Annotated in this window: 23 protein-coding genes and 1 pseudogene; 6 read left to right on the top strand and 18 right to left on the bottom strand. The window is 73.0% G+C overall.

The genetic code is table 11. The annotated features are described in order from the left end of the window. Positions 1-229: 229 nt before the first annotated feature. The 4 genes from ACIP60_RS35445 to ACIP60_RS35430 all read right to left on the bottom strand — a co-directional run bounded on the left by ACIP60_RS35445 (position 230) and on the right by ACIP60_RS35430 (position 4,894). A complete protein-coding gene (locus ACIP60_RS35445) occupies positions 230-1,756 on the bottom strand; it encodes a CoA-acylating methylmalonate-semialdehyde dehydrogenase (RefSeq protein ID WP_100836178.1) in 1,527 nt (508 codons plus the stop codon). A 106-nt stretch (positions 1,757-1,862) separates the two neighbouring features. Beyond that, on the bottom strand, positions 1,863-2,720 hold the full coding sequence (locus ACIP60_RS35440; protein WP_400692827.1) for a hypothetical protein: 858 nt from the start codon (positions 2,718-2,720) through the stop codon (positions 1,863-1,865). A gap of 4 nt (positions 2,721-2,724) precedes the next feature. After that, positions 2,725-3,255, bottom strand: coding sequence for a hypothetical protein (locus ACIP60_RS35435; protein ID WP_400692824.1), 531 nt, complete (start codon positions 3,253-3,255; stop codon positions 2,725-2,727). A 124-nt stretch (positions 3,256-3,379) separates the two neighbouring features. Then, entirely contained in the window at positions 3,380-4,894 is a 1,515-nt protein-coding gene (locus ACIP60_RS35430; RefSeq protein ID WP_400692822.1) for a gamma-aminobutyraldehyde dehydrogenase, read from the bottom strand. 202 nt (positions 4,895-5,096) lie between these two features. Between ACIP60_RS35430 and ACIP60_RS35425 the strand changes: the two genes are divergently transcribed. Continuing rightward, a complete protein-coding gene (locus ACIP60_RS35425; protein ID WP_111556214.1) occupies positions 5,097-6,743 on the top strand; it encodes a PucR family transcriptional regulator in 1,647 nt (548 codons plus the stop codon). Positions 6,744-6,767: 24 nt separating this feature from the next. Here the strand turns inward: ACIP60_RS35425 and ACIP60_RS35420 are convergent, their stop codons facing one another. From ACIP60_RS35420 to ACIP60_RS35400, 5 genes are all read right to left on the bottom strand, one after another. Next, complete coding sequence (locus ACIP60_RS35420) at positions 6,768-7,466, bottom strand: hypothetical protein (RefSeq protein ID WP_400692819.1); 699 nt, start codon at positions 7,464-7,466, stop codon at positions 6,768-6,770. After that, complete coding sequence (locus ACIP60_RS35415; protein WP_400692816.1) at positions 7,463-8,482, bottom strand: WXG100 family type VII secretion target; 1,020 nt, start codon at positions 8,480-8,482, stop codon at positions 7,463-7,465. The genes ACIP60_RS35420 and ACIP60_RS35415 overlap by 4 nt, the downstream gene beginning before the upstream one ends. Then, on the bottom strand, positions 8,479-8,793 hold the full coding sequence (locus ACIP60_RS35410) for a hypothetical protein (protein WP_400692814.1): 315 nt from the start codon (positions 8,791-8,793) through the stop codon (positions 8,479-8,481). The genes ACIP60_RS35415 and ACIP60_RS35410 overlap by 4 nt, the downstream gene beginning before the upstream one ends. Positions 8,794-8,908: 115 nt before the next feature. After that, positions 8,909-10,267 carry an aspartate aminotransferase family protein gene (locus ACIP60_RS35405; protein WP_400692811.1) on the bottom strand — a complete coding sequence of 453 codons (1,359 nt, stop codon included), beginning with the start codon at positions 10,265-10,267 and terminating at the stop codon, positions 8,909-8,911. Between the two features lie 214 nt (positions 10,268-10,481). Beyond that, the gene (locus ACIP60_RS35400) at positions 10,482-11,927 is read right to left on the bottom strand and encodes a gamma-aminobutyraldehyde dehydrogenase (RefSeq protein WP_400692809.1); all 1,446 of its coding nucleotides are present in this window, start codon (positions 11,925-11,927) and stop codon (positions 10,482-10,484) included. Between the two features lie 266 nt (positions 11,928-12,193). Between ACIP60_RS35400 and ACIP60_RS35395 the strand changes: the two genes are divergently transcribed. The 4 genes from ACIP60_RS35395 to ACIP60_RS35380 all read left to right on the top strand — a co-directional run bounded on the left by ACIP60_RS35395 (position 12,194) and on the right by ACIP60_RS35380 (position 16,201). Continuing rightward, positions 12,194-12,667: an Lrp/AsnC family transcriptional regulator gene (locus ACIP60_RS35395; protein WP_030458782.1), complete on the top strand. Its 474-nt coding sequence runs from the start codon at positions 12,194-12,196 to the stop codon at positions 12,665-12,667. Continuing rightward, positions 12,664-14,058, top strand: coding sequence for an aspartate aminotransferase family protein (locus ACIP60_RS35390; protein WP_014138338.1), 1,395 nt, complete (start codon positions 12,664-12,666; stop codon positions 14,056-14,058). Before ACIP60_RS35395 ends, ACIP60_RS35390 begins: the two co-directional genes overlap by 4 nt. Positions 14,059-14,334: 276 nt before the next feature. Beyond that, complete coding sequence (locus tag ACIP60_RS35385; RefSeq protein ID WP_111556221.1) at positions 14,335-15,051, top strand: ABC transporter ATP-binding protein; 717 nt, start codon at positions 14,335-14,337, stop codon at positions 15,049-15,051. A gap of 10 nt (positions 15,052-15,061) precedes the next feature. Then, positions 15,062-16,201 carry a hypothetical protein gene (locus ACIP60_RS35380; protein ID WP_400692804.1) on the top strand — a complete coding sequence of 380 codons (1,140 nt, stop codon included), beginning with the start codon at positions 15,062-15,064 and terminating at the stop codon, positions 16,199-16,201. A gap of 64 nt (positions 16,202-16,265) precedes the next feature. On the opposite strand, the gene rlmN is transcribed toward ACIP60_RS35380, so the two are convergent. From rlmN to rpsB, 7 genes are all read right to left on the bottom strand, one after another. Next, a complete protein-coding gene (rlmN, locus tag ACIP60_RS35375) occupies positions 16,266-17,366 on the bottom strand; it encodes a 23S rRNA (adenine(2503)-C(2))-methyltransferase RlmN (RefSeq protein WP_100836190.1) in 1,101 nt (366 codons plus the stop codon). Positions 17,367-17,438: 72 nt separating this feature from the next. Continuing rightward, a complete protein-coding gene (locus ACIP60_RS35370) occupies positions 17,439-17,627 on the bottom strand; it encodes a hypothetical protein (protein ID WP_400692800.1) in 189 nt (62 codons plus the stop codon). A 145-nt stretch (positions 17,628-17,772) separates the two neighbouring features. Further along, on the bottom strand, positions 17,773-18,639 hold the full coding sequence (locus ACIP60_RS35365; protein WP_400692797.1) for a phosphatidate cytidylyltransferase: 867 nt from the start codon (positions 18,637-18,639) through the stop codon (positions 17,773-17,775). 184 nt (positions 18,640-18,823) lie between these two features. After that, the gene (gene frr / locus ACIP60_RS35360; RefSeq protein WP_033215169.1) at positions 18,824-19,381 is read right to left on the bottom strand and encodes a ribosome recycling factor; all 558 of its coding nucleotides are present in this window, start codon (positions 19,379-19,381) and stop codon (positions 18,824-18,826) included. An 80-nt stretch (positions 19,382-19,461) separates the two neighbouring features. Then, entirely contained in the window at positions 19,462-20,217 is a 756-nt protein-coding gene (gene pyrH, locus ACIP60_RS35355; RefSeq protein ID WP_400692793.1) for a UMP kinase, read from the bottom strand. Positions 20,218-20,508: 291 nt separating this feature from the next. After that, positions 20,509-21,348, bottom strand: coding sequence for a translation elongation factor Ts (gene tsf, locus ACIP60_RS35350; RefSeq protein ID WP_100836194.1), 840 nt, complete (start codon positions 21,346-21,348; stop codon positions 20,509-20,511). 132 nt (positions 21,349-21,480) lie between these two features. After that, the gene (gene rpsB / locus ACIP60_RS35345) at positions 21,481-22,395 is read right to left on the bottom strand and encodes a 30S ribosomal protein S2 (protein ID WP_400692789.1); all 915 of its coding nucleotides are present in this window, start codon (positions 22,393-22,395) and stop codon (positions 21,481-21,483) included. A gap of 646 nt (positions 22,396-23,041) precedes the next feature. Between rpsB and ACIP60_RS35340 the strand changes: the two genes are divergently transcribed. Further along, on the top strand, positions 23,042-23,587 hold the full coding sequence (locus ACIP60_RS35340; RefSeq protein ID WP_400692838.1) for a murein hydrolase activator EnvC family protein: 546 nt from the start codon (positions 23,042-23,044) through the stop codon (positions 23,585-23,587). A gap of 190 nt (positions 23,588-23,777) precedes the next feature. On the opposite strand, the pseudogene ACIP60_RS35335 reads toward ACIP60_RS35340, so the two are convergent. Together ACIP60_RS35335 and whiG are read right to left on the bottom strand one after the other, a co-directional pair. Then, positions 23,778-24,350, bottom strand: a pseudogene (locus tag ACIP60_RS35335) (TetR/AcrR family transcriptional regulator); the annotation flags it as partial. Positions 24,351-24,523: 173 nt separating this feature from the next. After that, positions 24,524-25,390, bottom strand: a complete 867-nt coding sequence (whiG, locus tag ACIP60_RS35330) for an RNA polymerase sigma factor WhiG (RefSeq protein ID WP_400692786.1) — start codon at positions 25,388-25,390, stop codon at positions 24,524-24,526. Between the last annotated feature and the right edge of the window lie 189 nt (positions 25,391-25,579).

Genomic DNA, 25,579 nt, shown 5'->3' with positions numbered 1-25,579 from the left:
GACCCGTCACGGATCAGCCGAACCGGTTTCTCAAGGGATTGGCCGCCCCGGGACCGTCCACGCAGACACGTGTCCGGTGCTCCCTGCCGAGCGACCAGTGAACACTACGCCGGATCCGGGCCCGGTGCAAACAACCGCCCGCAGTGAGCGGTGACGGCCAGGAAGACAGCCGGAAGGCCGGCCCCGGGTGGGGGCCGGCCTTCGGTTGTGCCGGGGTGCGGTGGGCTGCTCAGTTGTTGGTGGGGAAGCCCAGGTTGATGCCGCCGTGCGAGGGGTCGAGCCAGCGCTGGGTGACGGCCTTGCCGCGGGTGAAGAACTGGACGCCGTCGGCGCCGTAGGCGTGGGAGTCGCCGAACAGCGAGGCCTTCCAGCCGCCGAAGGAGTAGTAGGCGACGGGGACCGGGATCGGCACGTTGATGCCTACCATGCCGACCTCGACCTCGTTCTGGAAGCGCCGGGCCGCGCCGCCGTCGTTGGTGAAGATGGCGGTGCCGTTGCCGTACGGGTTGGCGTTGATGAGCTCCAGGCCCTCGTCGTAGGAGGGGACCCGGACGACCGACAGGATCGGGCCGAAGATCTCGTCGTTGTAGACGGACATGCCCGGCTTGACGTGGTCGAACAGGGTGGGGCCGAGCCAGAAGCCGTCGGCGGTGGGGGCTCCGGTGGCGTCCTCGGCGGCGATGGCGTGCTTGCGGCCGTCGACGGCCAGCTCGGCGCCGTCGGCGACGCCGGACTCGACGTAGGAGGTGACCTTGTCGCGGTGCTGGCCGGTGACCAGGGGGCCCATCTCGGAGTCGCCGTTGCAGCCGGGGCCGACCTTGAGGGTGGCCATCCGCTCCTTGATCTTGGCGACCAGCTCGTCGCCGATCGGGTCGACGGCGACCAGGACGGAGACGGCCATGCAGCGCTCGCCGGCCGCGCCGAAGCCGGCGTTGATGGCGGCGTCGGCGGCCAGGTCGAGGTCGGCGTCGGGGAGCACCAGCATGTGGTTCTTGGCGCCGCCGAGGGCCTGCACGCGCTTGCCGTAGCGGGTGCCGTTCTCGTACACGTAGCGGGCGATGGGGGTGGAGCCGACGAAGGAGACCGACTTGACGTCGGGGTGCTCCAGCAGGCGGTCGACGGAGACCTTGTCGCCGTGGACGACGTTGAAGACGCCGTCGGGGAGGCCAGCCTCCTTCCACAGTTCGGCGATGAAGTTGGCGGCGGACGGGTCCTTCTCGGACGGCTTGAGGATGACCGTGTTGCCGGCCGCGATCGCGATCGGGAAGAACCACATCGGCACCATGGCCGGGAAGTTGAACGGCGAGATGATGGCGACCGGGCCGAGCGGCTGGCGGATCGAGTAGACGTCGACGCCGGTGGAGGCCTGCTCGGTGAAGCCGCCCTTGATCAGCTGCGGGATGCCGCAGGCGTACTCGACGACCTCCTGGCCGCGGGCCAGCTCGCCGAGGGCGTCGGAGTGCACCTTGCCGTGTTCGGAGACGATGATCGCGGCGAGTTCGTCCTTGCGGGCGTTGAACAGCTCGCGGAAGTTGAACAGCACCTGGGTGCGCTTGGCGATGGAGGCCTGGCGCCAGGTGGTGAACGCCTGGGCGGCAGCGGCGACCGCCTGGTCGACCTCGGCGATCTCGGCGAAGTCCACCTGGCCGGTGACCTGGCCGGTGGCCGGGTCGTGGATGTCGCCGCGGCGGGGCGCGGTTCCGGCGGTGGCGACGTACTGGCCGCCGATCCAGTGGGTGATGTGCTTGCTGCTCAAGGGTCTCTGCCTCCGATGTCCACGGATGTCCCGCGCTCGTCCTCCAGTCTGCGCGGGACGGCGGGCCCGCTCAACGAGCACCCTGACGGGGAAGCGCGATTCACCCTTACAGGTCGTCGGAGTGGTCCGCCGGGTCCGGGGAGTCCAGGCGGTCGAGGTGGTCCAGGTGGTCCAGGTAGGGGTCGTGCAGGCCGTCGGCGAGGGCGGTGGTCTCCAGCAGGTCGAGGCGCAGGTCCTGGGCCCAGGTCTCGGCCCACTGCCGGGTGCCGGTGGCCTCGGGCGGGAGCAGGGCGGCGGCGGTCTCCAGCCGGTCGGCGAGCGCGCGGGCGGTGAAGTCCTCGTCGAACGCGCCTGCCAGGGAGAGGAGTTCGCCCTCCCGCCGGTGGTCGGTGAGGGCGTGCAGGGCCTGGAGGTCGGCGGGCAGGGCGCGTTCGCAGAGGGTGAGGACGGCGAGCGCGGCGGTGTCGTCCAGCGCGGCGACCGGGACGGGGGCGCCGTCGGGGAGGGTCGGCGGGTGGCGCAGCGGTTCGCGGCGCAGTTCGACGCCGAGCGGCGGCAGCTCGGCCCGCGGGGTCTCTCCGGGGACGCCGTTCAGGGGCGGCTCCCCCGTGCTGACGGCGAGTTGGCGGCGGCGGGCGGTGCCGGGCGGCGCCTGGACGCGGTGGCCGGCGGCGCGCAGGGTCTCGGCGAGTCCGGTGGCGAGGTCGGCCAGCGGCGGGCCTTCGGCGGTGACCAGCAGCAGCTCGGTGCCGCGGACGGGGGCGGCCAGGCCGTGCAGGCGCAGCGCGTCCGGTCCGGCCAGCGTGAGGCCGTGCCGCAGGCAGTACGGCTGGACGGCGGCGAGCAGCGCGGCACGGTCGCGGTCGCGGTCCCGATCGCGGTCGCGGTCCCGATCACGCTCGCGGTCGCGGTCGCCGGGCGGCCCGGGTTCGTCGACGAGGTCGGCGGGGCTGGTGTCCTCCATGGGGTCAGTCTGTCCCGTCCGGCCCGATCCAGTGCAGTCCGTCCCGCCCCGTCCGCTCCCGTCCGTCCCGCACCCCACCCGTCCCGTCCCGGTACGGCCCGCGCAGGTGCGCGGCGGCGTCGTGCAGGGCGAGTTCGAGGGCGCGGGGGTCGACGAGCCGGCCGTCGGGGTGCGGGGGGATCAGCCAGTGCGGACCGCGGGTGGGGCGGGTGGGGTGCGGGACGGCGATCCAGGTGCCGTCGCCGGAGGCGCGGATGCCGGTGCCGGTCCAGCGTTCGGCGGTGCCGACGGGGACGAGGAAGCCGACGGTGTCGCCGTCGGGGTCCTCCAGGACGGGGCCGCCGCCGAGCCGGTCGAGCAGCGCGGCGGCGGGGCGGCCGAGCGGGCCGGGGGCGTGCAGGACGTCCCAGCGGCGGCCGGCGGGGAGCAGGGCGAGGCCGAACCGGGTGCGTTCCCAGGTGCGCCGGCAGTGGTCGGGGTCGGGGGCGGCCTCGGCCAGCCAGTGCAGGGCGCTGGGGTGGCGGACGGTGCTCACGTGCGGTTCCTCGTCTCTCCCGGGTGGCGGGCGGCGGGCGGGGTGCCTGCTGCCGTCACCCGGGAGAGCGGGGTACCGGGGATCTCTTACACGGATCGGCGGGCCGCCCGCGGGCGGCCCGCGGTCAGCGGTCGCCGAAGATCGTCCGGTGCCAGTCCTTGCGGGCGACCGCGGTGGTGTCGAACATGACGTGCTTGACCTGGGTGTACTCGTCGAGCGAGTACTGCGACATGTCCTTGCCGTAGCCGGACGCCTTGTACCCGCCGTGCGGCATCTCGCTGATGATCGGGATGTGGTCGTTCACCCAGACGCAGCCGGCCGCGATCTCGCGGGTGGCGCGCAGCGAGCGGTGGACGTCGCGGGTCCAGGCGGAGGCGGCCAGGCCGTAGGGGGTGTCGTTGGCCAGGCGCAGGCCCTCCTCGTCGCTGTCGAAGGGCAGCACGACGAGGACCGGGCCGAAGATCTCGCCCTGGACGACCTCGCTGTCCTGGGCGGCGCCGGTGATCAGGGTGGGGCGGTGGTAGGCGCCGAGCGCGAGGTCGGTGCCGTCGTGGCCCTTGCCGGTGGCGGGGCCGCCGGTGACGACGGTGGCGTAGGAGCGGGCGCGCTCGACGAAGCCGGCGACCCGGTCGCGGTGGGCGTAGGAGACCAGCGGGCCGAGGTCGGTCCGCGGGTCGAGCGGGTCGCCGAGCCGGATGCCGTCGTAGAGCTCGGCGACGCCGGCCACGAAGGCGTCGTAGAGCGGGCGCTGGACGTAGGCGCGGGTGGCGGCGGTGCAGTCCTGGCCGCTGTTGATCAGGGAGGCGGCGACGGCGCCGTGCACGGCGGCGTCGAGGTCGGCGTCGTCGAAGACCACGAAGGGGGCCTTGCCGCCGAGTTCGAGGTGGGTGCGCTTGACGGTGGCGGTGGCGATCTCGGCGACCCGCTTGCCGACGGCGGTGGAGCCGGTGAAGGAGACCATCGCGACGTCGGGGTGGCCGATCAGGTGCTCGCCGGCGGTGCGTCCGGCGCCGGTGACGACGTTGACGACGCCGTCGGGGATGCCGGCGGCGGTGCAGGCGCGGGCGAACATCAGCGAGGTCAGCGGGGTGATCTCGGCGGGCTTGAGGACGATGGTGTTGCCGGCCGCGATGGCCGGGAGGATCTTCCAGGCGGCCATCTGGAGCGGGTAGTTCCAGGGCGCGATGCTGCCGACCACGCCGATCGCCTCGCGGCGTACGTACGAGGTGTGGTCGCCGCTGTACTCGCCGGCGGCCTTGCCCTCCAGGTTGCGGGCGGCGCCGGCGAAGAACGCGGTGTTGTCGATCGTGCCGGGGACGTCGAACTCGGTGGACAGCTTGATCGGCTTGCCGGTCTGCGCGGTCTCGACCCGGGCGAAGTCCTCGGCGTGCTCGGCCAGGATGCCGGCGAGGCGGTTGAGCGCCTCGGAGCGGGTGCCGGGGGTGGCGCCGGACCATTCGGGGAGGGCGGCGCGGGCGGCGGCGACGGCGGTGTCGACGTCGGCGGCGGTGGCGAGCTCGACCTGCTGGACGGTGGCGCCGTTCGCGGGGTTGACCACGGCGAAGGGCTCACCGCCGGAGCCCCGGGCCGGGCGGCCCGCGATGTGCTGCGCGCCCTCGTTGAAGCTGGTCAGGTCCATGAGCTGCCTCCATTGCCTACTCGACCCGGCCGACGATGCCTCGGTTCGGCCCCAGGGGCAAGCGTCACTCAGCAACGGCCCGGTCGAAGGGCCTTACACGCTGCAAGGCCGCGTCCGGGCGACAGGGCGTCGCCGTCGCGGATGATTGTCCTGACACCCTGAGAACCCCCGTCCCCCTGAGAACCCCCCGGAGGTATCCGCGATGCTCCCCACCGTCGCCCGCGTGCTCGACCTCGACGTGATGCGGCGCGGGGTGCCCCAGGTGGTGGCCGGCGCGGCGGCGCTGGAGCGGCCGGTGCGCTGGGTGCACGTGAGCGAGCTGCCGGACGTGGCGGGGGTGCTGCGCGGCGGCGAGCTGGTGCTGTCGACGGGCATCGCGCTGCCGGAGGACCGGGAGGGGCTGGCCCGGTACGTGCGGGAGCTGGCCGAGGTCGGGGTGGCGGGGCTGGTGATCGAGTTCGGCCGGCGGTACTTCGACTCGCTGCCGCGGGCGCTGGTGGCGGCGGCGGAGCGGCACGGCCTGCCGCTGGTGGTGCTGCGCCGGGAGCTGAAGTTCGTCGCGGTGACCGAGGCGGTGCACGCGCTGGTGGTGAACGCGCAGCTGGAGCAGTTGCGGGTGTCCGAGGCGGTGCACCAGGTGTTCAACGAGTTGGCCACCGAGGGCGCGGAGCCCGCCGAGGTGGTGCGGCAGGTGGCCCGGATGGCGGGCGCGCCGGTGGTGCTGGAGAACCTGGCGCACCAGGTGCTGGCGCACGACCCGGCGGGGCGCGGCGAGGAGGAGCTGCTGGAGAACTGGGAGCACCGCTCGCGCGGCGTCCACCCGGCGGGCCGCACCGGCTACGACCCGCGCTCGGGCTGGCTGGTGACCACGGTCGGGGCGCGCGGCCAGGACTGGGGGCGGCTGGTGCTGGTGGACGAGCCGGTGCCGCTGCCGCCGGACGTGCCGCACCCGCACGCGATGCTGCTGGAGCGCGGTGCGGCGACGCTGGCGCTGAACCGGCTGGTGGTGCGCGACCGGGAGTCGCTGGAGCGGCAGACCCACCGCACCCTGCTGTCGGGCATCCTGACCCACGCGCTGACGGTCTCCGAGGTGGCGCTGCGCGCACAGGCGCTGGGCGTGCCGCTGGAGGGCCGCCGGCTGGTGGGCGTGGTGCTGCGGCAGCGGCAGGGTCCGCTGCCGGCGGCGCTGGAGGCGCAGGCCCGGCTGCGGGACTTCACCGAGCTGGCGGCGACCGCGATCCGCACCTCCCGGCTGTCGGCGCTGGTCGGCGCGCTGGACGACGAGGGGGTGGGCCTGCTGGTGGCGCTGGGCTCCCAGCAGGAGGAGCACGCCTCGCTGGAGGCGTTCGCGGCGGCGCTGCGCCGGCTGTCCGCGGAGGCGGGCCGGGACGGGGCGGCGGCCGAGCCGGTGATAGCGGTCGGCTCCTCGGTGGGTTCGGTCCGGGACGCCCGGCGCACCCTGCTGGAGGCCACCCAGGTCGCGGACGCGGCGCTGCACGACGCGCCGGGCGGCCGGGCGGCGTACTACCGGCTGCCGGACGTCCGGCTGCGCGGCCTGCTGCACCTGCTGCGCGACGACGAGCGCCTGCAGACGTACGTGGAGCGGGAGTTGGGCCCGCTGCTGGCGTACGACGCGGAGCACGGCGGCCAGTTGGTGCAGATGCTGCGGATCTACCTGGAGCAGGGCCGCAACAAGTCGGCGGCGGCCGACGCCGCGCACCTGTCCCGGCCGTCGTTCTACGACCGGCTGCACAAGGTGGAGCGGATCCTGGGCGTCGACCTGGACCAGGTGGAGTCCTGCCTGTCGCTGCACGTGGCGCTGCTGGCGCTGGACGCGGTGCGCCGCTGACGGCGGGTCAGCGGCGCGCCGCGGTCAGTCCCGCGGCCCGGGCGGCGGGACCTGGCCGCGGACCAGCAGTTCCAGGGCCTGCGCGTCGTGCCGGTCGCGGGCGTCGAGGGCGACCCGGGAGCCGTCCGCGAAGTACGCCTCGACCCGGTCGGACCAGGAGCCCATCCGCGGTTCGACCCGGGCGAGCTGCTGCCGGGGGATCTCGCCGTACGGGTGGTAGCCGTCGGAGAGGGCGCTGCCGAGCAGGATCCGGCGGTCGGTGAAGACCAGTACGACGCCGCGGTTCTCGTACCTCCGGTCGCCCGGGCCGCCGGTCAGCACCTGGACGGCGAACCGGCCGGCCTGGCTCTCCCAGCCGCCGGACAGGCCGCGGCCGCGGAAGATCCGCCGGAGGTTGCGGAAGAAGCCGCCGATGGCCTCCTCGATCGCGTCGACGACCGCGCCGACCAGGTCGAGCAGGACGCCGAGCGCCTGGAACAGGCCGTCCCGTTCCTTCCGGTGGCGGCGCGGGACGCGGCGGAGCAGGTCGCTGAGCCGGATGTCGAGCACGGCGTGCACCTGCTCGCCGGGCGCCAGGTGCGGCGCCACCAGCGGCAGGTACGAGCCGCCGCCGAGCCGCCGCGGCTCGTACACCGGCGGCGCGGCCGGGTACGGGTGCGGGTGCGGGCCCTGGCCGTACGGGCCGGCGCCGTACGGGCTCGCGCCCGGGGGGCCGCCGGTCATCCGAACGCCTCCGTCACGCGGTTGCCCGGCACCCGGTACGGCTCGCCGTCGGGCGGGCCGTCCAGCGCGCCGGCCACGGTGTCCAGGCCCTGGTCGCTGAGCAGGTTGTCGGTGAGGACGCCGGGGAAGTCGCCGGCGCCGGTGATCGCGCCCAGGCCGCCCTTGACGCCGCCCTTGACCACGCCGAAGCCCTTGCCCAGGGCCTGCGCGGTGGCGAACTCGCCGAGGTTGGCCATCGAGGGGTTGCGGACCAGGTCGAGGCCGGACTTCCAGCGGTTGCCCCGGCCGCCGAGCTTGCGGACGGCCTTGGCGGCCTTGCGGGCCTTGTTGAACTTGCCCAGGGTGCGCGCCGCCTTCATCGCCTTGATGGCTTCGTGCAGTTCCTTGAGCGCCTTCTCCAGCTTGAGCGAGACCTGGCCCACCCGGGCGATGTAGATGGCGATCTCGCCCTCGACGATGAGCGCCTCGGCGGCGGTGGCCAGGCCCAGGGTGAGGATGTCGACCACCACGGAGGCGGCCAGGGTGATGATCAGGGTCTCGATGGCCTCGCGGATGATCTCGATGATCAGGTTCTCGGCGAGCTGGCACTCGGCGGCGGCCTGGCTGATGATCTGGGCGACCTGGGCCATGTCGGCGGCGGTGGCGTCGACCGCCTCGACGACGGTGGCCATGTGGCCGCCGAACGCGGTGGAGGCCGCGCCCTCCCAGCCGCCCTCGACCCGGGTGCCGGCCGCCCGCAGCTCCTCGGCGACCTCCTGCATCGCCTTCGCCTGGGCCTGCCACTCGTGCGAGGCGGCGGTCAGCGCCTGGAGGTCGCCGGTGACCTTCTCCAGCACGTCCATCAGCCCGGTGGCGTCCAGCGCCGCCTTGACGATGGAGTCGAGGCCCGCGTCGAGGCCCTCGCTGACCGGGTTCTCGAAGCTGGGCAGCGGCGGAAGCTGCTCGGTGACCCGGTCGCGGGTCCACCGGTACGCGTCGACCGCGTCGCCGAACGAGCCGGGAGCCAGGGTGCTCACTGGCCGCCCCCGTACACCGCGGCGGTCTCGTGCTCGTTGCTCTCGTAGTTGTCCACCGCGAACCGGACGCCCTCGGCGGTGCCGTCGAGCAGGTCGAGCAGGTCGGCGAAGTTCTCCTGCTCCGCTTCGGCGTGCTCCTGGTAGGAGCCGTGCAGTTCGCCCGAGCCCGGCAGTTTGCCGAAGGCCTCGGACGAGAGCTGGACGCCCGCCAGGGCCGAGCGGATCTGCGCGATCCGTTCGGCCTGGGCGTCCAGTACGGCCGCGTATCCGGTCAGTGCTTCGGGCTCGACCCGAAACCCCGTGTCCCCCATGACAGTTCCTTTGCTCTCAGGTCAGGCGAATCATCGTACTGATCCGATGAGCAAAGACATCCAGGGGCCCCGGGTGGTTTCCCCGGAGCCACTGTGAAGCATTCGTGAAGGATCGTCAGACCGTGTGCGCGTCGGTGAGGGTGAGCACCTCGTCCAGCACGGCGAGACCGGTCTTGGCCTCCTCCTCGCTGACGTTGCACGGCGGCACCACGTGGAAGCGGTTCATGTTGGTGAACGGCCACAGGCCGCGCTGCTTGCAGGCCGCCGCGAGCTGCGCCATCGGCGCGTTGTCGGCGCCGGCCGCGTTGTACGGCACCAGCGGCTCGCGGGTCTCCCGGTTCTTCACCAGGTCCAGCGCCCAGAACACGCCCAGGCCGCGCACCTCGCCGATCGAGGGGTGCCGCTCGGCCAGCTCGCGCAGGCCGGGGCCGAGCACGGTCTCGCCGATGTGCTTGGCGTTCTCCACGATGCCCTCCTCGGCCATCGTGTTGATCGTCGCCACCGCGGAGGCGCAGGCCAGCGGGTGGCCCGAGTAGGTCAGGCCGCCCGGGAACGCCTTCTGCGCGAAGGTCTCCGCGATCGCCCCGGAGATCGCCACGCCGCCCAGCGGCAGGTAGCCGGAGTTGACGCCCTTGGCGAAGGTCAGCAGGTCGGGGGTGATCCCCCAGTGGTCGGCGGCGAACCACGCGCCGGTGCGGCCGAACCCGGCCATCACCTCGTCGAGGATGAACACGATGCCGTAGCGGTCGCAGATCTCCCGGACGCCCGCCAGGTAGCCGGCCGGCGGGACCAGGATGCCCGCGGTGCCGACCACGGTCTCCAGGATGATCGCCGCGACGGTGCCCGGGCCCTCGAACGCGAGGGTCTGCTCCAGGTGCGCCAGCGCGCGCTCGCACTCCTGCGCCTCGTTCTCGGCGTGGAAGTTCGAGCGGTACGGGTACGGGCCCCAGAAGTGCACGATGCCCGAGACGCCGGCCTCGTTCGCCCAGCGGCGCGGGTCGCCGGTCAGGGCGATCGCGTTGGCGGTGGCGCCGTGGTACGAGCGGTAGGTGGAGAGCACCTTGTGCCGGCCGGTGTGCAGCCGGGCCATCCGGATCGCGTTCTCGTTCGCCTCGGCGCCGCCGTTGGTGAAGAAGATCTTGTCCAGGTCGCCGGGGGTCCGCTCGGCGATCAGCCGGGCGGCCTCGCTGCGCGACTCCTCGGCGAAGCCCGGGGCGATGGTGCACAGCTGCGCGGCCTTCGCCTGGATCGCCGCGACCACCTTCGGGTGCTGGTGGCCGATGTTGGTGTTCACCAGCTGCGAGGAGAAGTCCAGGTAGCGGTTGCCGTCGTAGTCCCAGAAGTAGGAGCCCTCGGCACCGGCCACCGCGAGGGGGTCGATCAGCGCCTGGGCGGACCACGAGTGGAAGACGTGCGCGCGGTCGGCGGCCTTGACGGCCTGCCCGGCGACCGAGTCAGCGGTGGGAGTGCTCATGCGACCAGCGTAGGGAGCGCCCCCGGCCCGGGGCAGCTCCATCCTGTCACGCGAGTCGCGCGCCGCCCTGACAGGGTGAAAAGCCGAGGGCGCGGGGAGAAGTCCCCGCGCCCCCGCCGACAGGCCGGTCAGCAGGTCAGACCGCGGTCGTACTGCGCCCGATCGTCCTGACCCGCTAGATCGCGGTCATACTGCGCCCGATCGTCCTGACCCGCTAGATCGCGGTCATGACGTGCTTGATCCGGGTGTAGTCCTCGAACCCGTACGAGGACAGGTCCTTGCCGTAGCCGGACTTCTTGAACCCGCCGTGCGGCATCTCGGCGACCAGCGGGATGTGGGTGTTGATCCACACGCAGCCGAAGTCCAGCCGGCGGGACATCCGCATCGCGCGGGCGTGGTCCTTGGTCCACACCGAGGAGGCGAGCGCGTACTCGACGCCGTTGGCGTACTCGACGGCCTGCTCCTCGTCGGTGAACTTCTGCACGGTGATGACCGGGCCGAAGACCTCGTTCTGGATGATCTCGTCGTCCTGCTTCAGGCCGGAGACCACGGTCGCCGCCCAGAAGTAGCCCTTGTCGCCGACCCGGTGGCCGCCGGCCTCGACCTTGGCGTGCCCGGGCAGCCGCTCGATGAAGCCGGCCACCTGCTTGAGCTGGTTGGCGTTGTTGAGCGGGCCGTACAGCACGTCCTCGTCGTCCACGCCGCCGGTCTTGGTGTCGGCGGCGGCCTTGGCGAGCGCCTCGACGAAGGCGTCGTGGATCGACTCGTGCACCAGCACGCGGGTGGCGGCGGTGCAGTCCTGGCCGGCGTTGAAGTAGCCGGCCACCGAGATGCCCTCGACGGCCTCGGCGATGTCGGCGTCCTCGAAGACCACGACCGGGGCCTTGCCGCCGAGCTCCAGGTGGACCCGCTTGACGTCCTTCGCGGCGGACTCGGCGACCTGCATGCCGGCCCGGACCGAGCCGGTGATGGAGGCCATCGCCGGGGTGCGGTGCTCGACCATCAGGCGGCCGGTCTCCCGGTCGCCGCAGATCACGTTGAAGATGCCGGCCGGCAGCTCCAGGTCCTTCAGCACGCCGCCGATGATCTCGGCCAGCAGCACGGTGGAGGCCGGGGTGGTGTCGGAGGGCTTGAGCACCACGGCGTTGCCCGCGGCGATCGCCGGGGCGAACTTCCACACCGCCATCATCATCGGGTAGTTCCACGGCGCGACCTGCGCGCAGACGCCGACCGGCTCGCGGCGGACGATCGAGGTCAGGCCGTCCATGTACTCGCCCGCGGCCTTGCCCTCCAGCAGACGGGCGGCGCCGGCGAAGAAGCGCAGCTGGTCGACCATCGGGCCGATCTCCTCGGAGAGGGTCAGCCCGCGCGGCTTGCCGGTGTTGCGCACCTCGGCGTCCACGATCTCGTCGGCCCGGGCCTCGACCGCGTCGGCCACCTTGAGCAGCAGCTTCTGCCGGAGGGCCGGGGTGGAGTCCCGCCAGACCGGGAACGCGGCCGCGGCGGCGGCCATCGCGGCGTCCACGTCGGCCGGGCCGGAGAGCGGGGAGGTCGCGTAGACCTCGCCCGTGGTCGGGTCGACGACGTCGAGCGTGCGGCCGTCCGCAGCGTCGACGAACTCGCCGTTGATGTAGTTGCGCAGCGTACGAAGCTCGCTCACGGTCTCTCCTCGGTCTGGGCCTGCGTCGTTGCAGCTCCGGGCGCCAGGTTACCCCTGGGTCCGGGGGGCCACGGCATGTCAGCGACAAGCCACGATCGGCGGTGTGCAGGGTCGCGCGTGTATGTGGCCAGGGTACCCATGCCACTGCCGGTATCGACAGATGCTCTCATCAAGAGCCACGCTTTCCGCGTCCGATCTTCGAAAGGGCGACGAAATCAGCAGCACGGCCGCTTGCGATTCCGCCGCCCGTCAGGCACAGTGGCGGCGTGGCCAACCGTGACCGGAACGCCAGCGTTCCCCTCGACGCCGCCTCCAAGGCGATCATCGAGCAGCTCCAGGAGGACGGGCGCCGTCCGTACGCCGCCATCGGCAAGGCCGTGGGCCTGTCCGAGGCGGCCGTCCGGCAGCGCGTCCAGAAGCTGCTCGACCAGGGCGTGATGCAGATCGTCGCCGTGACCGACCCCCTCACCGTCGGATTCACCCGCCAGGCGATGGTGGGCATCCGGGTGGAGGGCGACATCGAACCGGTCGCCGACGCGCTGGCCGCCTTCGACGAGGTCGACTACGTGGTGTGCACCGCGGGTTCGTTCGACCTCCTCGCCGAGTTGGTGTGCGAGGACGACGAGCACCTTCTCGAACTGATCAACAAGCGCATCCGCGCGCTTCCCGGCGTGCGGAGCACCGAGAGCTTCGTTTACCTGAAACTCCGGAAACAGACCTACACCTGGGGCACCCGATGACAGCCGACCCGGCGCAGAAGGACCTTTCCAAGACCGCCTACGACCACCTGTGGATGCACTTCACCCGCATGTCGTCGTACGAGAACTCCCCCGTGCCGACGATCGTCAAGGGCGAGGGCACCTACGTCTGGGACGACAAGGGCCGCAAGTACCTCGACGGCCTGGCCGGCCTGTTCGTGGTGCAGGCGGGCCACGGCCGCGAGGAGCTCGCCGAGGCCGCCGCCAAGCAGGCCAAGGAGCTGGCCTTCTTCCCGGTGTGGAGCTACGCCCACCCGAAGGCCGTCGAGCTGGCCGAGCGCCTGGCCAACTACGCCCCCGGCGACCTGAACAAGGTGTTCTTCTCCACCGGTGGCGGCGAGGCCGTCGAGACCGCGTGGAAGCTGGCCAAGCAGTACTTCAAGCTGACCGGCAAGCCCACCAAGTACAAGGTCATCTCCCGGGCCGTCGCCTACCACGGCACCCCGCAGGGCGCGCTGTCCATCACCGGCCTGCCGGGCCTGAAGGCCCCGTTCGAGCCGCTGGTGCCGGGCACCCACAAGGCCCCGAACACCAACATCTACCGCGCCCCGGCCTTCCTGGCCGGCCCCGACGGCACGGTCGACCCGGAGGCCTACGGCCGCTGGGCCGCCGACGAGATCGAGCAGGCCATCCTCTTCGAGGGCCCCGAGACCGTCGCCGCCGTCTTCGTCGAGCCGGTGCAGAACGCCGGCGGCTGCTTCCCGCCGCCGCCCGGGTACTTCCAGCGCCTGCGCGAGATCTGCGACCGCCACGACGTGCTGCTGGTCTCGGACGAGGTCATCTGCGCCTTCGGCCGCCTCGGCACCATGTTCGGCGCCGACAAGTTCGGCTACGTGCCGGACATGATCACCTGTGCCAAGGGCATGACCTCGGGCTACTCCCCGATCGGCGCCACGATCATCTCGGACCGCATCGCCGAGCCGTTCTACAAGGGCGACAACACCTTCCTGCACGGCTACACCTTCGGCGGCCACCCGGTCTCCTCCGCGGTGGCGCTGGCCAACCTCGACATCTTCGAGCGCGAGGGCCTGAACCAGCACGTCCTCGACAACGAGTCGAAGTTCCTGGCCACCCTGAACAAGCTGCGCGACCTGCCGATCGTGGGCGACGTCCGCGGCAACGGGTACTTCTACGGCATCGAGCTCGTCAAGGACAAGGTCACCAAGGAGTCCTTCAACGACGACGAGGTCGAGCGCGTCCTGTACGGCTTCCTCTCCAAGGCGCTGTTCGACAACGGCCTGTACTGCCGGGCCGACGACCGCGGCGACCCGGTCGTCCAGCTGGCCCCGCCGCTGATCTCCGACCAGTCGACCTTCGACGAGATCGAGCAGATCCTGCGGACCAGCCTGTCCGACGCGTGGCAGAAGATCTGATCCTCCTCTCCCCACCCTCCACCGAAGGGCGGCCCCGGCTCCTCACCGCCGGGACCGCCCTTCGGTGCGTCCCGGCCCGCCGCGAGCGTCCGGGCATCCGGGTGCCGGGGCCCCCGAACGTCCGGCCACCGGCCGCCGCCGGGGTGAATCTGCCGTCCGACACGCCGTGTTCGGGGTGATTCGTCCCGGATCGACCCCGTGCGGCGTGCCCGCGGCACCGTCCGATCGTTCTAATCTGACGACTGTCATATCCCCGTCGGCACCTGGATGGATCTCATGTCAGCGGCCCCGCCCGACAACGACGTGCTCTGGGCCCGAGGGATCGTCAAGTCCCACCACGGCACCCCCGCCCTGCGCGGCGTCTCGCTGGGCGTCCGCGAGGGCGAGATGCTCGCCGTCACCGGCCCGCGCGGCTCCGGTAAGTCCACCCTGCTCGGCTGCCTGTCCGCGCAGCTCCCGGTCGACGAGGGCGAGGTCTGGTTCCACAGCTCCCCCGTGCACACCCTGGGCCGGGCCGGACGCGAGAAGCTCCGCCGCGAGCGCTTCGGCTACGTCGGCCCCGAGCCGCACCTGGTCCCGGAACTGACGGCCCGGGAGAACGTCGCCCTCCCCCTGCTGCTGGCCGGCACCGGTCACCGCGCCGCCTACCGCGCCGCCGGCGAGTGGCTGGAGCGCCTCGACGTCGCCGACTGCGCCCGCCTGCGCCCGGCCGAGCTCCAGCAGGACCGGCGCCAGCGGATCGCCGTCGCCCGCGCCCTCGCCCCCCAGCCGCCGGTCGTCTTCGCCGACGACCCGACCGCGCCGCTGCACCGCGACGCCCGCGAACAGGTCATGCGGATACTGGCCAGCGCCGCCCGCTCGCACCGGCTGACCCTGGTCCTGGCCACCCACGACCCGGCCCTCGCCCGGTTCGCCGACCGCACCGTCCACCTGGTCGACGGCCGGCTCTCGACCGAACCCGCCGACGCGCCCGCCGTCGCCGCCGGGAACTGAGGGGAGCGCCGTGTACTACCTCAGGCTCGCCCGCGGCTACCGCGCCCTCGACCTCGCCCGCTGGCTGCTCACCGCGACCGCCGCCGCCGTGGTCGCCGCCTTCCTGCTGCGCGCCCTCGGCCGGGCCCTCAACGGGACGGAGGGCAACCTCGAACGGCTGCTCTGGTGCCTGCCGCCGCTCGCCGCCGTCGCCTGGTTCGCGGCCGTCGCCGCCCGGGCCGTCCCCGCCCAGCACCCCGAGCGGATCACCGGCCTCACCGCCGCCGGGGCCGGCCCCACCCGGATCCGGCTGCTGGTCGCCGGGGAGATCGCGCTCGCCTGCGGGCTCGGCTCCGCGGTCACCCTGCTGCTGTTCCTGATCCTGCGCAACGACATCGCCGGGCCCTCGCTCGCCCCCGCCGTCGGCATGGGCGTCCCGCTGCCCGCCGCCGCGCCGGTCGTCCTGCTCGCGGTCCTCCCGCTGGTCGCCGGGGTCTCCGCGGCCGGCGCGATCCGCCTCCCCGACAGCCTCCCGGGCCGGCCGGCCGAACCCGCCCGCACCCGCCACACCCTGCTGCGGGTGCTGCTGCCCGCCCCCGTCCTGCTCGCCGGACTCGGCCTCGAACTGTACGGGCTGCGCCCCGACGCCACCGACGCCGAACGCACCCTCGCTCTCCCCGCCGGACTCCCCGCCACCAGCCCCGCGCTGCTCGCCGGCTGGACGCTCACCGCGTTCGCCCTCGCGCTGTGGACCGGTCCGCTGCTCGCCCTGGCCGGCCGGCTGCTCGCCCTGCGCCGCCCGGCCCCGCTCCGGCTGCTCGCCGGCCGGACCCTCACCGCCCAGGCCCGCCGCCTCGGTACCCCGCTGGCCGTCCTCACCGCGGTCGTCGCGCTGGCGCTGGTCGCCTGGCGCAGCTGGGCCCGGACCGGCACCGCGCTCCCCGGCCTCACCCTGGTCGAGGGCGCCCTCGTGCTCGCCTGCGCGGTCGCCGCCCTGGCCGCCCGCCTCCACGAACTGCGCGCCGACCGCGGCCCCACCCTCGACGCCCTCGACCGCCTCGGCACCCCGCCTGGCCTGCTCACCGGCACCGTCACCCTCCGCGCCCTCGCCGCGGGCACGGTCCTGCTGCTGACGGGCGGACTGACGGTGCTGCTCTGCCCGCTGCCGTGAGACGGACGGAGGGGCCCGCCGTTCCCGGTCGGGCCCCTCGGTCGCGTCGGCGCGCGCGGTCGCGTCAGCCCGCGGCGGCCAGCTGCCCGCAGGCCCCGTCGATCTCCTGGCCGCGGGTGTCGCGGACGGTGGTGGGCACGCCGTGCGCCTGGAGGCGGCGGACGAACTCGCGCTCGTCCTCGGGCCGGGAGGCCGTCCACTTCGAACCCGGGGTCGGGTTGAGCGGGATCAGGTTCACGTGCACCCGGCGGTTCTTGATCAGGCGGCCGAGCAGGTCCGCCCGCCACGCCTGGTCGTTGATGTCCTTGATCAGCGCGTACTCGATGGACACCCGCCGCCCGGACTTCTCCGCGTAGTTCCACGCGGCGTCCAGCACCTCGTCGACCTTCCAGCGGGTGTTGACCGGCACCAGCTCGTCGCGCAGCTCGTCGTCCGGCGCGTGCAGCGACAGCGCGAGGCGGCAGCTCAGGCCCTCGTCGGCGAAGCGGTGCATGGCCGGGACCAGGCCGACGGTGGAGACGGTGATGCCGCGCTGGGAGAGGCCGAAGCCGTCCGGGGACGGGTCGGTGAGGCGGCGGATCGCGGACAGGACGCGGTTGTAGTTGGCCAGCGGCTCGCCCATGCCCATGAACACCACGTTGGACAGCCGGGCCTCGCCGCCGGGGACCGCCCCGGTCCTGAGGTCGCGCATGCCGGCCGCGATCTGCTCGACGATCTCCCCGGTGGACAGGTTGCGGGTCAGCCCGGCCTGGCCGGTCGCGCAGAACGGGCAGTTCATGCCGCAGCCGGCCTGCGAGCTGATGCACATGGTGACGCGGTCGGGGTAGCGCATCAGCACCGACTCGACCAGCGTGCCGTCGAACAGCTTCCACAGCGTCTTGCGGGTCGCGTCGTCGTCGCAGGAGACGTGCCGCACCACGGACATCAGCTCGGGCAGCAGCGCCTCGGTCAGCTTCGTCCGGCTCGCCGCCGGGATGTCCGTCCAGGTCTCCGGGTCGGCGGACATCCGGCCGAAGTAGTGGTTCGACAACTGCTTCGCGCGGAACGGCTGTTCGCCCAGCTCGGCAACGGCCTCCTTGCGCTCGGCGGGGCTGAGGTCGGCGAGGTGTCGCGGGGGCTTGGCGCCGCGCGGCGCGACAAAGGTCAGTTCTCCGGGCTTAGGCATGGTTGTTCCAGTGTCGCAGACGCCGGGAACCGGTCCCGCCCCGCTCCGGGCCGGTGACGGAGGCCGGGGCGGCTACTGGCGCGCGAGGAGGTGGACACCGCCCAGCATCACCGCGGAGCCGAGCAGGACCGCCAGGGCCACGAAGCCGACGACCAGCACGGCGACACCGGCGCTCACCCCGAGGCCGAACCGGGCCACGCGCTCGGCCCGCTCGACGGCGGCTTCGTGGGCCAGGTCGCCGTCCCGGGCCTCCTCGTTCACGGCACCTCCTCGTCGGCGTCCCACCGGCCTCCGGCCGGCCCGCTCCCGGACGGGTCGAGCGCGGCCCGGAACGTGCGGAAGGGCCCGCCTCCGGCGGGGACCGGCCCGGTGGCGGGCCCTCCTCGGGGCCGGGGGAGGCTCGGGCTCAGCTGCCGACGAAGGCGGCGAGCAGCAGCCAGACCACGGGGGCGGTGGGCAGCAGCGAGTCCAGGCGGTCCATGATGCCGCCGTGGCCGGGGAGCAGGGTGCCCATGTCCTTGATGCCGAGGTCGCGCTTGATCATCGACTCGGCGAGGTCGCCGAGGGTGGCGGTGACCGCCGCGCAGCCGCCCAGGATCAGGCCCTGCCACCAGGTGCCGTCGTCGATCAGGTACTGCATCAGCAGCGCGCCGGCGATCATCGACAGGCCGATGCCGCCGGCCAGGCCCTCGCGGGTCTTGCCGGGGCTGATGGCGGGCGCGAGCTTGGTGCGGCCGAACTTGTAGCCGACGGCGTAGGCGCCGGTGTCGGAGCAGATGGTGACGACCAGGAAGAGCAGGATCCGCCAGGCGCCGCCGTCCGCGGCCAGGATCAGCGCGACGAAGGTGGCCAGGAACGGCACGTAGAAGGCGGTGAAGATGCCGGCCGTTATGTCGCGCAGGTAGTTCTCCGGCGGGACGGCCATCCGGGCCACCATCATCGCCAGGCCGGTCACCGCGAGGATCGCGGCGGCCCACTGGCCGCCCGCGAAGTAGCCGGTGACGACCATGCCCGCGCCGCCGACCATCAGCGGGACCTGCGGGACGCGGACGTCCTTGCGCTCGGCGAGCCGGCTGGTGAGCTCCCAGACGCCGACGGCCACGGCGGCCGCGACGACCACCATGAAGACCGCCTTGACCACGAACAGCGAGGCCGCGACGACCGCCCCGAGTCCGATGCCCACGCCTATCGCGGCGGGCAGGTTGCGGCCGCCGCGCGGCTTGCGGGGCTGCTGGTCGGTCTGGGCCACGGAGGTCTCCTGGGCGGGGGGCATGAACTGAGTCTGTGCCGCGCCGCCCCCTCGTCATGCCGGAGGCCGCCGCGCGTGACCCGTTTGGTGTCGGCCGGGTCGGGCCGCCGGGGCCGGCCCGGCCGGAGCGGGGGCGGGCCCGGGTGGAGCCGCGCCCCGGGCCGGGCGGTCGGGCCGCCGGTCCGGGGCGTTGCGGGCGGGGTCTGGGTCAGACCTCCAGCAGCTCGGCTTCCTTGTGCTTGAGCAGCTCGTCGATCTGCGCCACGAACTTGGCGGTCAGGTCGTCGAGCTCCTTCTCGGCGCGACGGCCGTCGTCCTCGCCGATCTCCTTGTCCTTGACCAGCTTGTCGATCGCGTCCTTGGCCTTGCGGCGGATGGAGCGGACCGAGACCTTGGCGTCCTCGCCCTTGCCGCGGGCCTGCTTGATGTACTCGCGGCGGCGCTCCTCGGTGAGCTGCGGGAGCACCACCCGGATGACGGAGCCGTCGTTCGACGGGTTGACGCCCAGGTCCGAGTCGCGGATCGCGGTCTCGATGGCCTTCAGCGCGGTCTTGTCGAACGGGGTGACCATGGCCATCCGCGGCTCCGGGACGGAGAACGAGGCCAGCTGGTTGATCGGCGTCAGCGCACCGTAGTACTCCGCGACGATCTTGGCGAACATGGCCGGGTGCGCGCGCCCGGTGCGGATGGCCGCGAGGTCGTCCTTGGCGACGGCGACGGCCTTCTCCATCTTCTCCTCGGCCTCGAGGAGGGTCTCATCGATCACTGTGTGCTCCCTGTCCGGTTCATCTGCTGTTGTCCCGTACCGGTGCCCCGGACGGCTGTTGCTGCTCGGAACCCCGACGGCTAGGCCCGGGCGGAATCCTCGCTGATGAGTGTGCCGATCTTCTCACCCTTGACCGCGCGGGCGATATTGCCCTCGGCCAGCAGCTCGAAGACCAGGATCGGCAGTCCGTTGTCCTTGCACAGGGTGATCGCGGTCAGGTCGGCGACCTTGAGGTCCCGGGAGATCACCTCGGTGTAGTCCAGCGCGTCGAACCGGACCGCGGCCGGGTTGGTGCGCGGGTCGGAGTCGTAGACGCCGTCGACGCCGTTCTTGCCCATCAGCAGGACGTCGGCCTGGATCTCCAGCGCCCGCTGCACGGCGGTGGTGTCGGTGGAGAAGTACGGCATGCCCATCCCGGCACCGAAGATCACCACGCGGCCCTTCTCCAGGTGCCGGATGGCGCGCAGCGGCAGGTAGGGCTCGGCGACCTGGCCCATCGTGATGGCGGTCTGGACCCGGGTCTCCATGCCCTCCTTGATCAGGAAGTCCTGGAGCGCCAGGCAGTTCATCACGGTGCCGAGCATGCCCATGTAGTCGGAGCGGGCCCGGTCCATGCCGCGCTGCTGGAGCTCGGCGCCGCGGAAGAAGTTGCCGCCGCCGATGACCACGGCGACCTCCGTCCCGGCCCGGACCACCGTGGCGATCTCGCGGGCGATGGCGTGCACCACGTCCGGGTCGACGCCGAGGCCGCCTCCGCCGGCGAACGCCTCGCCGGACAGCTTGAGCAGTACCCGGCGGCGTGCACCGCCCGGAGCGGTCTCCTGCGTCTCCTGCATGGACTTTCTCCTTCTCCGCCTGCTGGTTCAGCAGATCTGCAAAGTGCTGGTCACGGCGCGGGGCGTGCGGTCCCGGCGCCGTGTACACGAGAGGAGGCCACTGCCGCGGGAACCGGTACGGTCTCCTGCACGGCAATGGCCTCCTCGTCGTTCATGGTGCCGACGCCGCTTCCCCGGGGGTGCTGGGGGGCTCGTCGGCTCGCTCCACCGTCCTCGCGGACGGGGGCGGTCCTCCTACCTTATGTCCGGCACGGGGCCTGGAGTGGCGGGACGGACCGCGGGGAACGGGTCTCAGGCGCCGACGCGGAAGCGGACGAAGCGCTTGAGGGTGACGCCGGCCTCGTCGAGGACCTTGGCGACGCTCTTCTTGTTGTCCTTGGCGAACGCCTGCTCCAGCACGGCGTTCTCCTTGACGAAGCCGGTGACCCGACCCTCGACGATCTTCGGCAGGGCGGCCTCGGGCTTGCCCTCCTCGCGAGCGGTGGCCTCGGCGACGCGGCGCTCGTTCTCCAGGTCCTCGGCCGGGATGTCCTCGCGGGAGAGGTACTTCGGCGCGAAGGCGGCGATGTGCTGGGCGACGTCCTTGGCGGTGTCGGCGTTCTCCTGGTCGAGCTCGACCAGGACACCGATGGTCGGCGGCAGGTCCGGGTCCGACTTGTGCAGGTAGAGGCCGACGAAGCCGTCGTTGTCGAACTGCGCGAAGCGGCGGAACACGATCTTCTCGCCGAGGGTCGCGTTGGCCTCGTCCACGAACTGCTGGACGGTCTGGCCCGGGGCGATCTCGGAGGCCAGGGCGGCGTCCAGGTCGGCCGGGGAGGTGGCGGCGACGTGCGCGGCGATCGCGTTGGCGACCTCGACGAACTTGCCGCCCTTGGCGACGAAGTCGGTCTCGCAGTTCAGCTCGACCAGGACGCCGGACTTCTTGTCCTCGGCGATCAGCGCGGCGACGGCGCCGTTGGAGGCGTCGCGGCCCTCGCGCTTGGCAACGCCCTTCTGGCCCTTGATGCGCAGGAGCTCGACGGCCTTCTGGACGTCGCCCTCGGCCTCGTCCAGGGCCTTCTTGCAGTCCATCATGCCGGCGCCGGTGAGCTCACGGAGCTTCTTGACGTCCGCGGCGGTGAAGTTCGCCATGGTTGTGATCTCTTCTCACGTCTCGCGTGTCTGCGTGGGAAAGTGCCGCGGCCCGTGGTGCGGGCCCCCGGCACGGGAGAGAGGGGCACCCACCGGCTCAGCCCGGCCGGTGCCCCTCACCCTGGTGGTACGTCAGGCCTGCTCGGCCTCGGCGGCCGGAGCCTCGGCCTCGGCAGCAGCCTCGGCGGCCGGAGCCTCGACCTCGGCATCGGCAGCAGCCTCGGCGGGGGCCTCGGTGGCAGCGGCCTCGGCGGCGGGGGCCTCGGCGGCCTTCTCGCCCTCGAGGATCTCCTTCTCCCAGGCGGCCAGCGGCTGGTCGGCGCCCGGCTCGGCCTTGGCGTCGCCCTTGGCGACACCGGCGCGGGACTTCAGGCCCTCGGCGACGGCGTCGGCGATCACGCGGGTCAGCAGGGTGACGGAGCGGATCGCGTCGTCGTTGCCCGGGATCTTGTAGTCGACCTCGTCCGGGTCGCAGTTGGTGTCGAGGATGGCGACGACCGGGATGTTGAGCTTCCGGGCCTCGCCGACCGCGATGTGCTCCTTCTTGGTGTCCACGATCCAGACGGCGCTGGGCACGCGCTGCATGTCGCGGATACCGCCGAGGGTCTTCTCCAGCTTGTCGTACTCGCGCTGGAGGACCAGGAGCTCCTTCTTGGTGAGGCCGGAGCCGGCCACATCCGTGAAGTCGATCTCGCCGAGCTCCTTGAGGCGCTGCAGACGCTTGTAGACGGTCGAGAAGTTGGTCAGCATGCCACCCAGCCAGCGCTGGTTGACGTACGGCATGCCCACGCGGGTCGCCTGCTCGGCGATGGCCTCCTGGGCCTGCTTCTTGGTGCCGACGAAGAGGACGCTGCCGCCGTGGGCAACGGTCTCCTTGACGAACTCGAAGGCGCGGTCGATGTAGTTCAGCGACTGCAGGAGGTCGATGATGTAGATGCCGTTGCGCTCCGTGAAGATGAAGCGCTTCATCTTCGGGTTCCAACGGCGGGTCTGGTGACCGAAGTGGACGCCGCTCTCCAGCAGCTCCCGCATCGTGACGACGGCCATGTGCCGTACTCCTCGTGTGTTGCCCGGCGCGCCGTGAGGCAGTTGCGTCCTGTGGGGTGCCGGGGTACTCGGTTTTGTCCGTGCCGGTCGGGCGACCGTCACGCCTGACGCCCCGACGTGCCAAGCCGCTCGGCCTGCGCGAGGCTTGCGGCCTCGGCGGGCTCGGCGGACCGAGCGGCACTCGCACCGTCGCGACCGCTCCCCCGAGGGGGCCGGACCGCCGGTGGCGGGGCGTGCGAAGTCGACCCGGCAGACCGGGTCGCGTGTGAAGTGTACGGGAAGCCCCGAGCGACGGGCGACTCCCGGCGTTCCCACCGCCCTGTTCAGCGCCGTCCGGACCGGCCCGCCGCCCGTCGTTCACCCCTGCGGGGGACGGCAGTTGTCCACAGCCCCCAGTCTGTCCACAGGCCCCGGAACCGACGCGCGCGACGGGCCCCGCCGACCCCACCCTGGTGACCGCCCCCGGTGGAGGGGCCTGGCGGGTGGGTCCGGCGGGTGGGTCCGGCGGGCGGTACGGGAGTCGACGCGGAGGTGCGGGGTGCACGGACGGGGTGGCTGGGGGCGACGGAGGCTGCGGGCGCTGCGGGCGCGGGTGTCGGCGCGGGCTTCTGGGGTGGGGGCGGGGGCGAGGCCGGCGTTGCCGCTGGTGCTGGTGCCGACGCTGGTGCTGCTGTCGGCGTTCGGCGGGTTCGCGCCGAGGGCGGCGGCGGAGGCTTCTGCGGCCGGGCCGCTCCTGGTGGGGCGCACCGCCGCGCTGGGACCCGGGCCGGGGCGGGTGTGGCCGGTGGGCGGACGCTCGGGGCTGCTGCGACGGTTCGAGCCGCCGCCGGCGCGCTGGGCCGCGGGACACCGCGGTGTGGACCTGGCGGCCTCCCCGGGCACGGCGGTGCGGGCGGCGGCGCCCGGGGTGGTGACCTTCGCCGGTCTGGTGGCCGGGCGTCCGGTGGTCGTGGTGACGCACCCCGGCTCGGGCACTCCCCCGCTGCGGACCACCTACCTGCCGGTGGCGGGCTCCGTGCCGGTCGGCACCGGCGTCGCGGCGGGCGACCCGATCGGGGTGCTGACCGCCGATTCCGGCCACTGCCCGGTCGGGTGCCTGCACTGGGGCCTGCTGCGCGGCGAGCGCTACCTCGACCCGCTCGCCCTGCTCGGCTCCGGCCGGGCCCGGCTGCTGCCGCTCACCCCGCCCTGACGCGAAGTCAGCTTCCGCCCCGTCGCGACCGCCCGCACGCCCGGCCAGGGCTGTTCGCTGCGTTCGCGCTGCTCGTGCTGCTCGTGCTGCTCGAATCTTCCGTGCCGTCCGTGCCGTCCGCGCCGCTCGCGCCGCCCTCGGGCGCGCGGCCGGGCCGGTGCTGCGCGTCGGCCCGCTGCCGGTCTCCCGAGCGCAGGCCGTCGAGGGCGAAGCGCACCGCGGTGTCGGCGATCTCCCGGACGGCCTCGGCCGCGGGTGCGCCGTCCTCGCCCCGGACGCGTCCGCACTGGCGGACCGCCGCCTCCACCACGCCCTGGAGCAGCGAGGCCGCGACTCCGGGCCGGCCGTGGCCGAGCTCCTCCAGGGTGCGCACCACCATGGTGGTCAGCCCGGCGTGGGCCGCCCTGATCCTGGCCCGCGCGGCGTCGTCGAGTTCGTACTCGGCGACGGCCACCACGGCCCGGTGCACCGGGTCGGTGGCCAGCGACACCTGGCCGCGGACGTACGCCTCGATCCGCTCGGCCGGACTGTCGCAGGCGGCCATGCCCGCTTCGATCTCGGCGGCCCAGAGCGGGAGGTCGACCGTGCAGAGCGCTTCCACCAGCTCGGACTTGGAACGGAAGTACTCGTACACCGAGGAGCGCGCGAGACCGGCGCGCGCCGCGAGCGCGCCGAAGCTCAGCGCCTCCCGGCCGCCCTCCGCCAGCAGGACGCGTGCGGCGTCCAGCAGCGCTGCCTGCTGCAACTGTCGATGCTCGGCCACCGTGGCCGCCCGGATTTTCGGCACGGACCAACTCTACGGACGCCGACGACCGGCGGACACGACATCGCGTACCCACCGGCCATCACGCGCCGCTCCACGCCCGTCACGTCCCGTCGCGCCCCGGCCCGCACCGCCCGGCCCCGGCGGACCCGACGCCCCGCGCCGGGCTCCGCTCACCGGGCGTCGGACATCTTGGCCCGCAGTTGCAGCACCGACTTGGTGTGGATCTGGCTGACCCTGCTCTCCGTCACCCCGAGCACCTGGCCGATCTCCGCCAGCGTCAGGCCCTCGTAGTAGTAGAGCGTCACGACGGTCTTCTCCCGCTCGGGGAGGGTGTTGACCGCCGAGGCGAGCAGCCGGCGCAGCTCGCGGTCCTCGGCGATCTCGACCGGGTTGTCCGCGCCGCTGTCCGGCAGCGTCTCCATCAGGGTCAGCCGGTCGCCGCCCTCGCCCGCCGAGTGCAGCAGTTCGTCCAGCGCCACCACGTTGGCCAGCGACAACTGGCTGAAAATGGTGTGCAGGTCGTCCAGCGAGATGCCCATCTCCGCCGCGACCTCGGGGTCGTGCGGAGACCGCCGCAGGCGGGCTTCCAGCGTGGCGTAGGCCCGCTCGACGGCCTTGGCCTTCTGCCGGACCGACCTGGGGATCCAGTCCAGCGCCCGCAGCTCGTCGATGATCGCACCGCGGATCCGGCTGATCGCATAGGTCTCGAACTTGATCGCCCGGTCGATGTCGAACTTCTCGATGGCGTCGATCAGCCCGAACACCCCGGAGGAGACGAAGTCCGCCTGCTCCACGTTGGCCGGCAGCCCGACCCCGACCCGGCCCGCCACGTACTTCACCAGCGGCGAGTAGTGCAGGATCAGCTGGTCCCGGAGCCCGTGGTCGCCGGTGTCCTTGTACGAGCGCCACAGCGCCTGCAACGCCGACTGGTCGGCGTCCTTCGGGCGGTCGCCGCCCTTGCCCTCGTCCGCCGTACCGCCGCGCGCGCCGACGGCCGCATCCGGTGCCGAAGCGGGTGCCGCAGCCGGTGCGGGCACTGTCGCACCGACCCGCGGGTCCGTCCCCGCGCCTGCCCCGCCGCCGCCCGGCGCCCCCCGGTGGCCGCCGCTCTTCGCGGACGCCTCCTCGACCGGCCGCACCGCGACCGCGCCGTCGACTCCGTCCGGAGCCGCGGGCCGGGCCGGCGTCGCCGCTGGTCCGGAAGCCGGAGCCGAGCCCGGGGCCGG

Origin of the sequence: Kitasatospora sp. NPDC088783 (genome assembly GCF_044750705.1) — a bacterium.
In the GTDB taxonomy this organism is placed as follows: Bacteria; Actinomycetota; Actinomycetes; order Streptomycetales; family Streptomycetaceae; genus Kitasatospora; species Kitasatospora fiedleri.
This window is presented reverse-complemented; position numbering and strand designations above follow the sequence as displayed.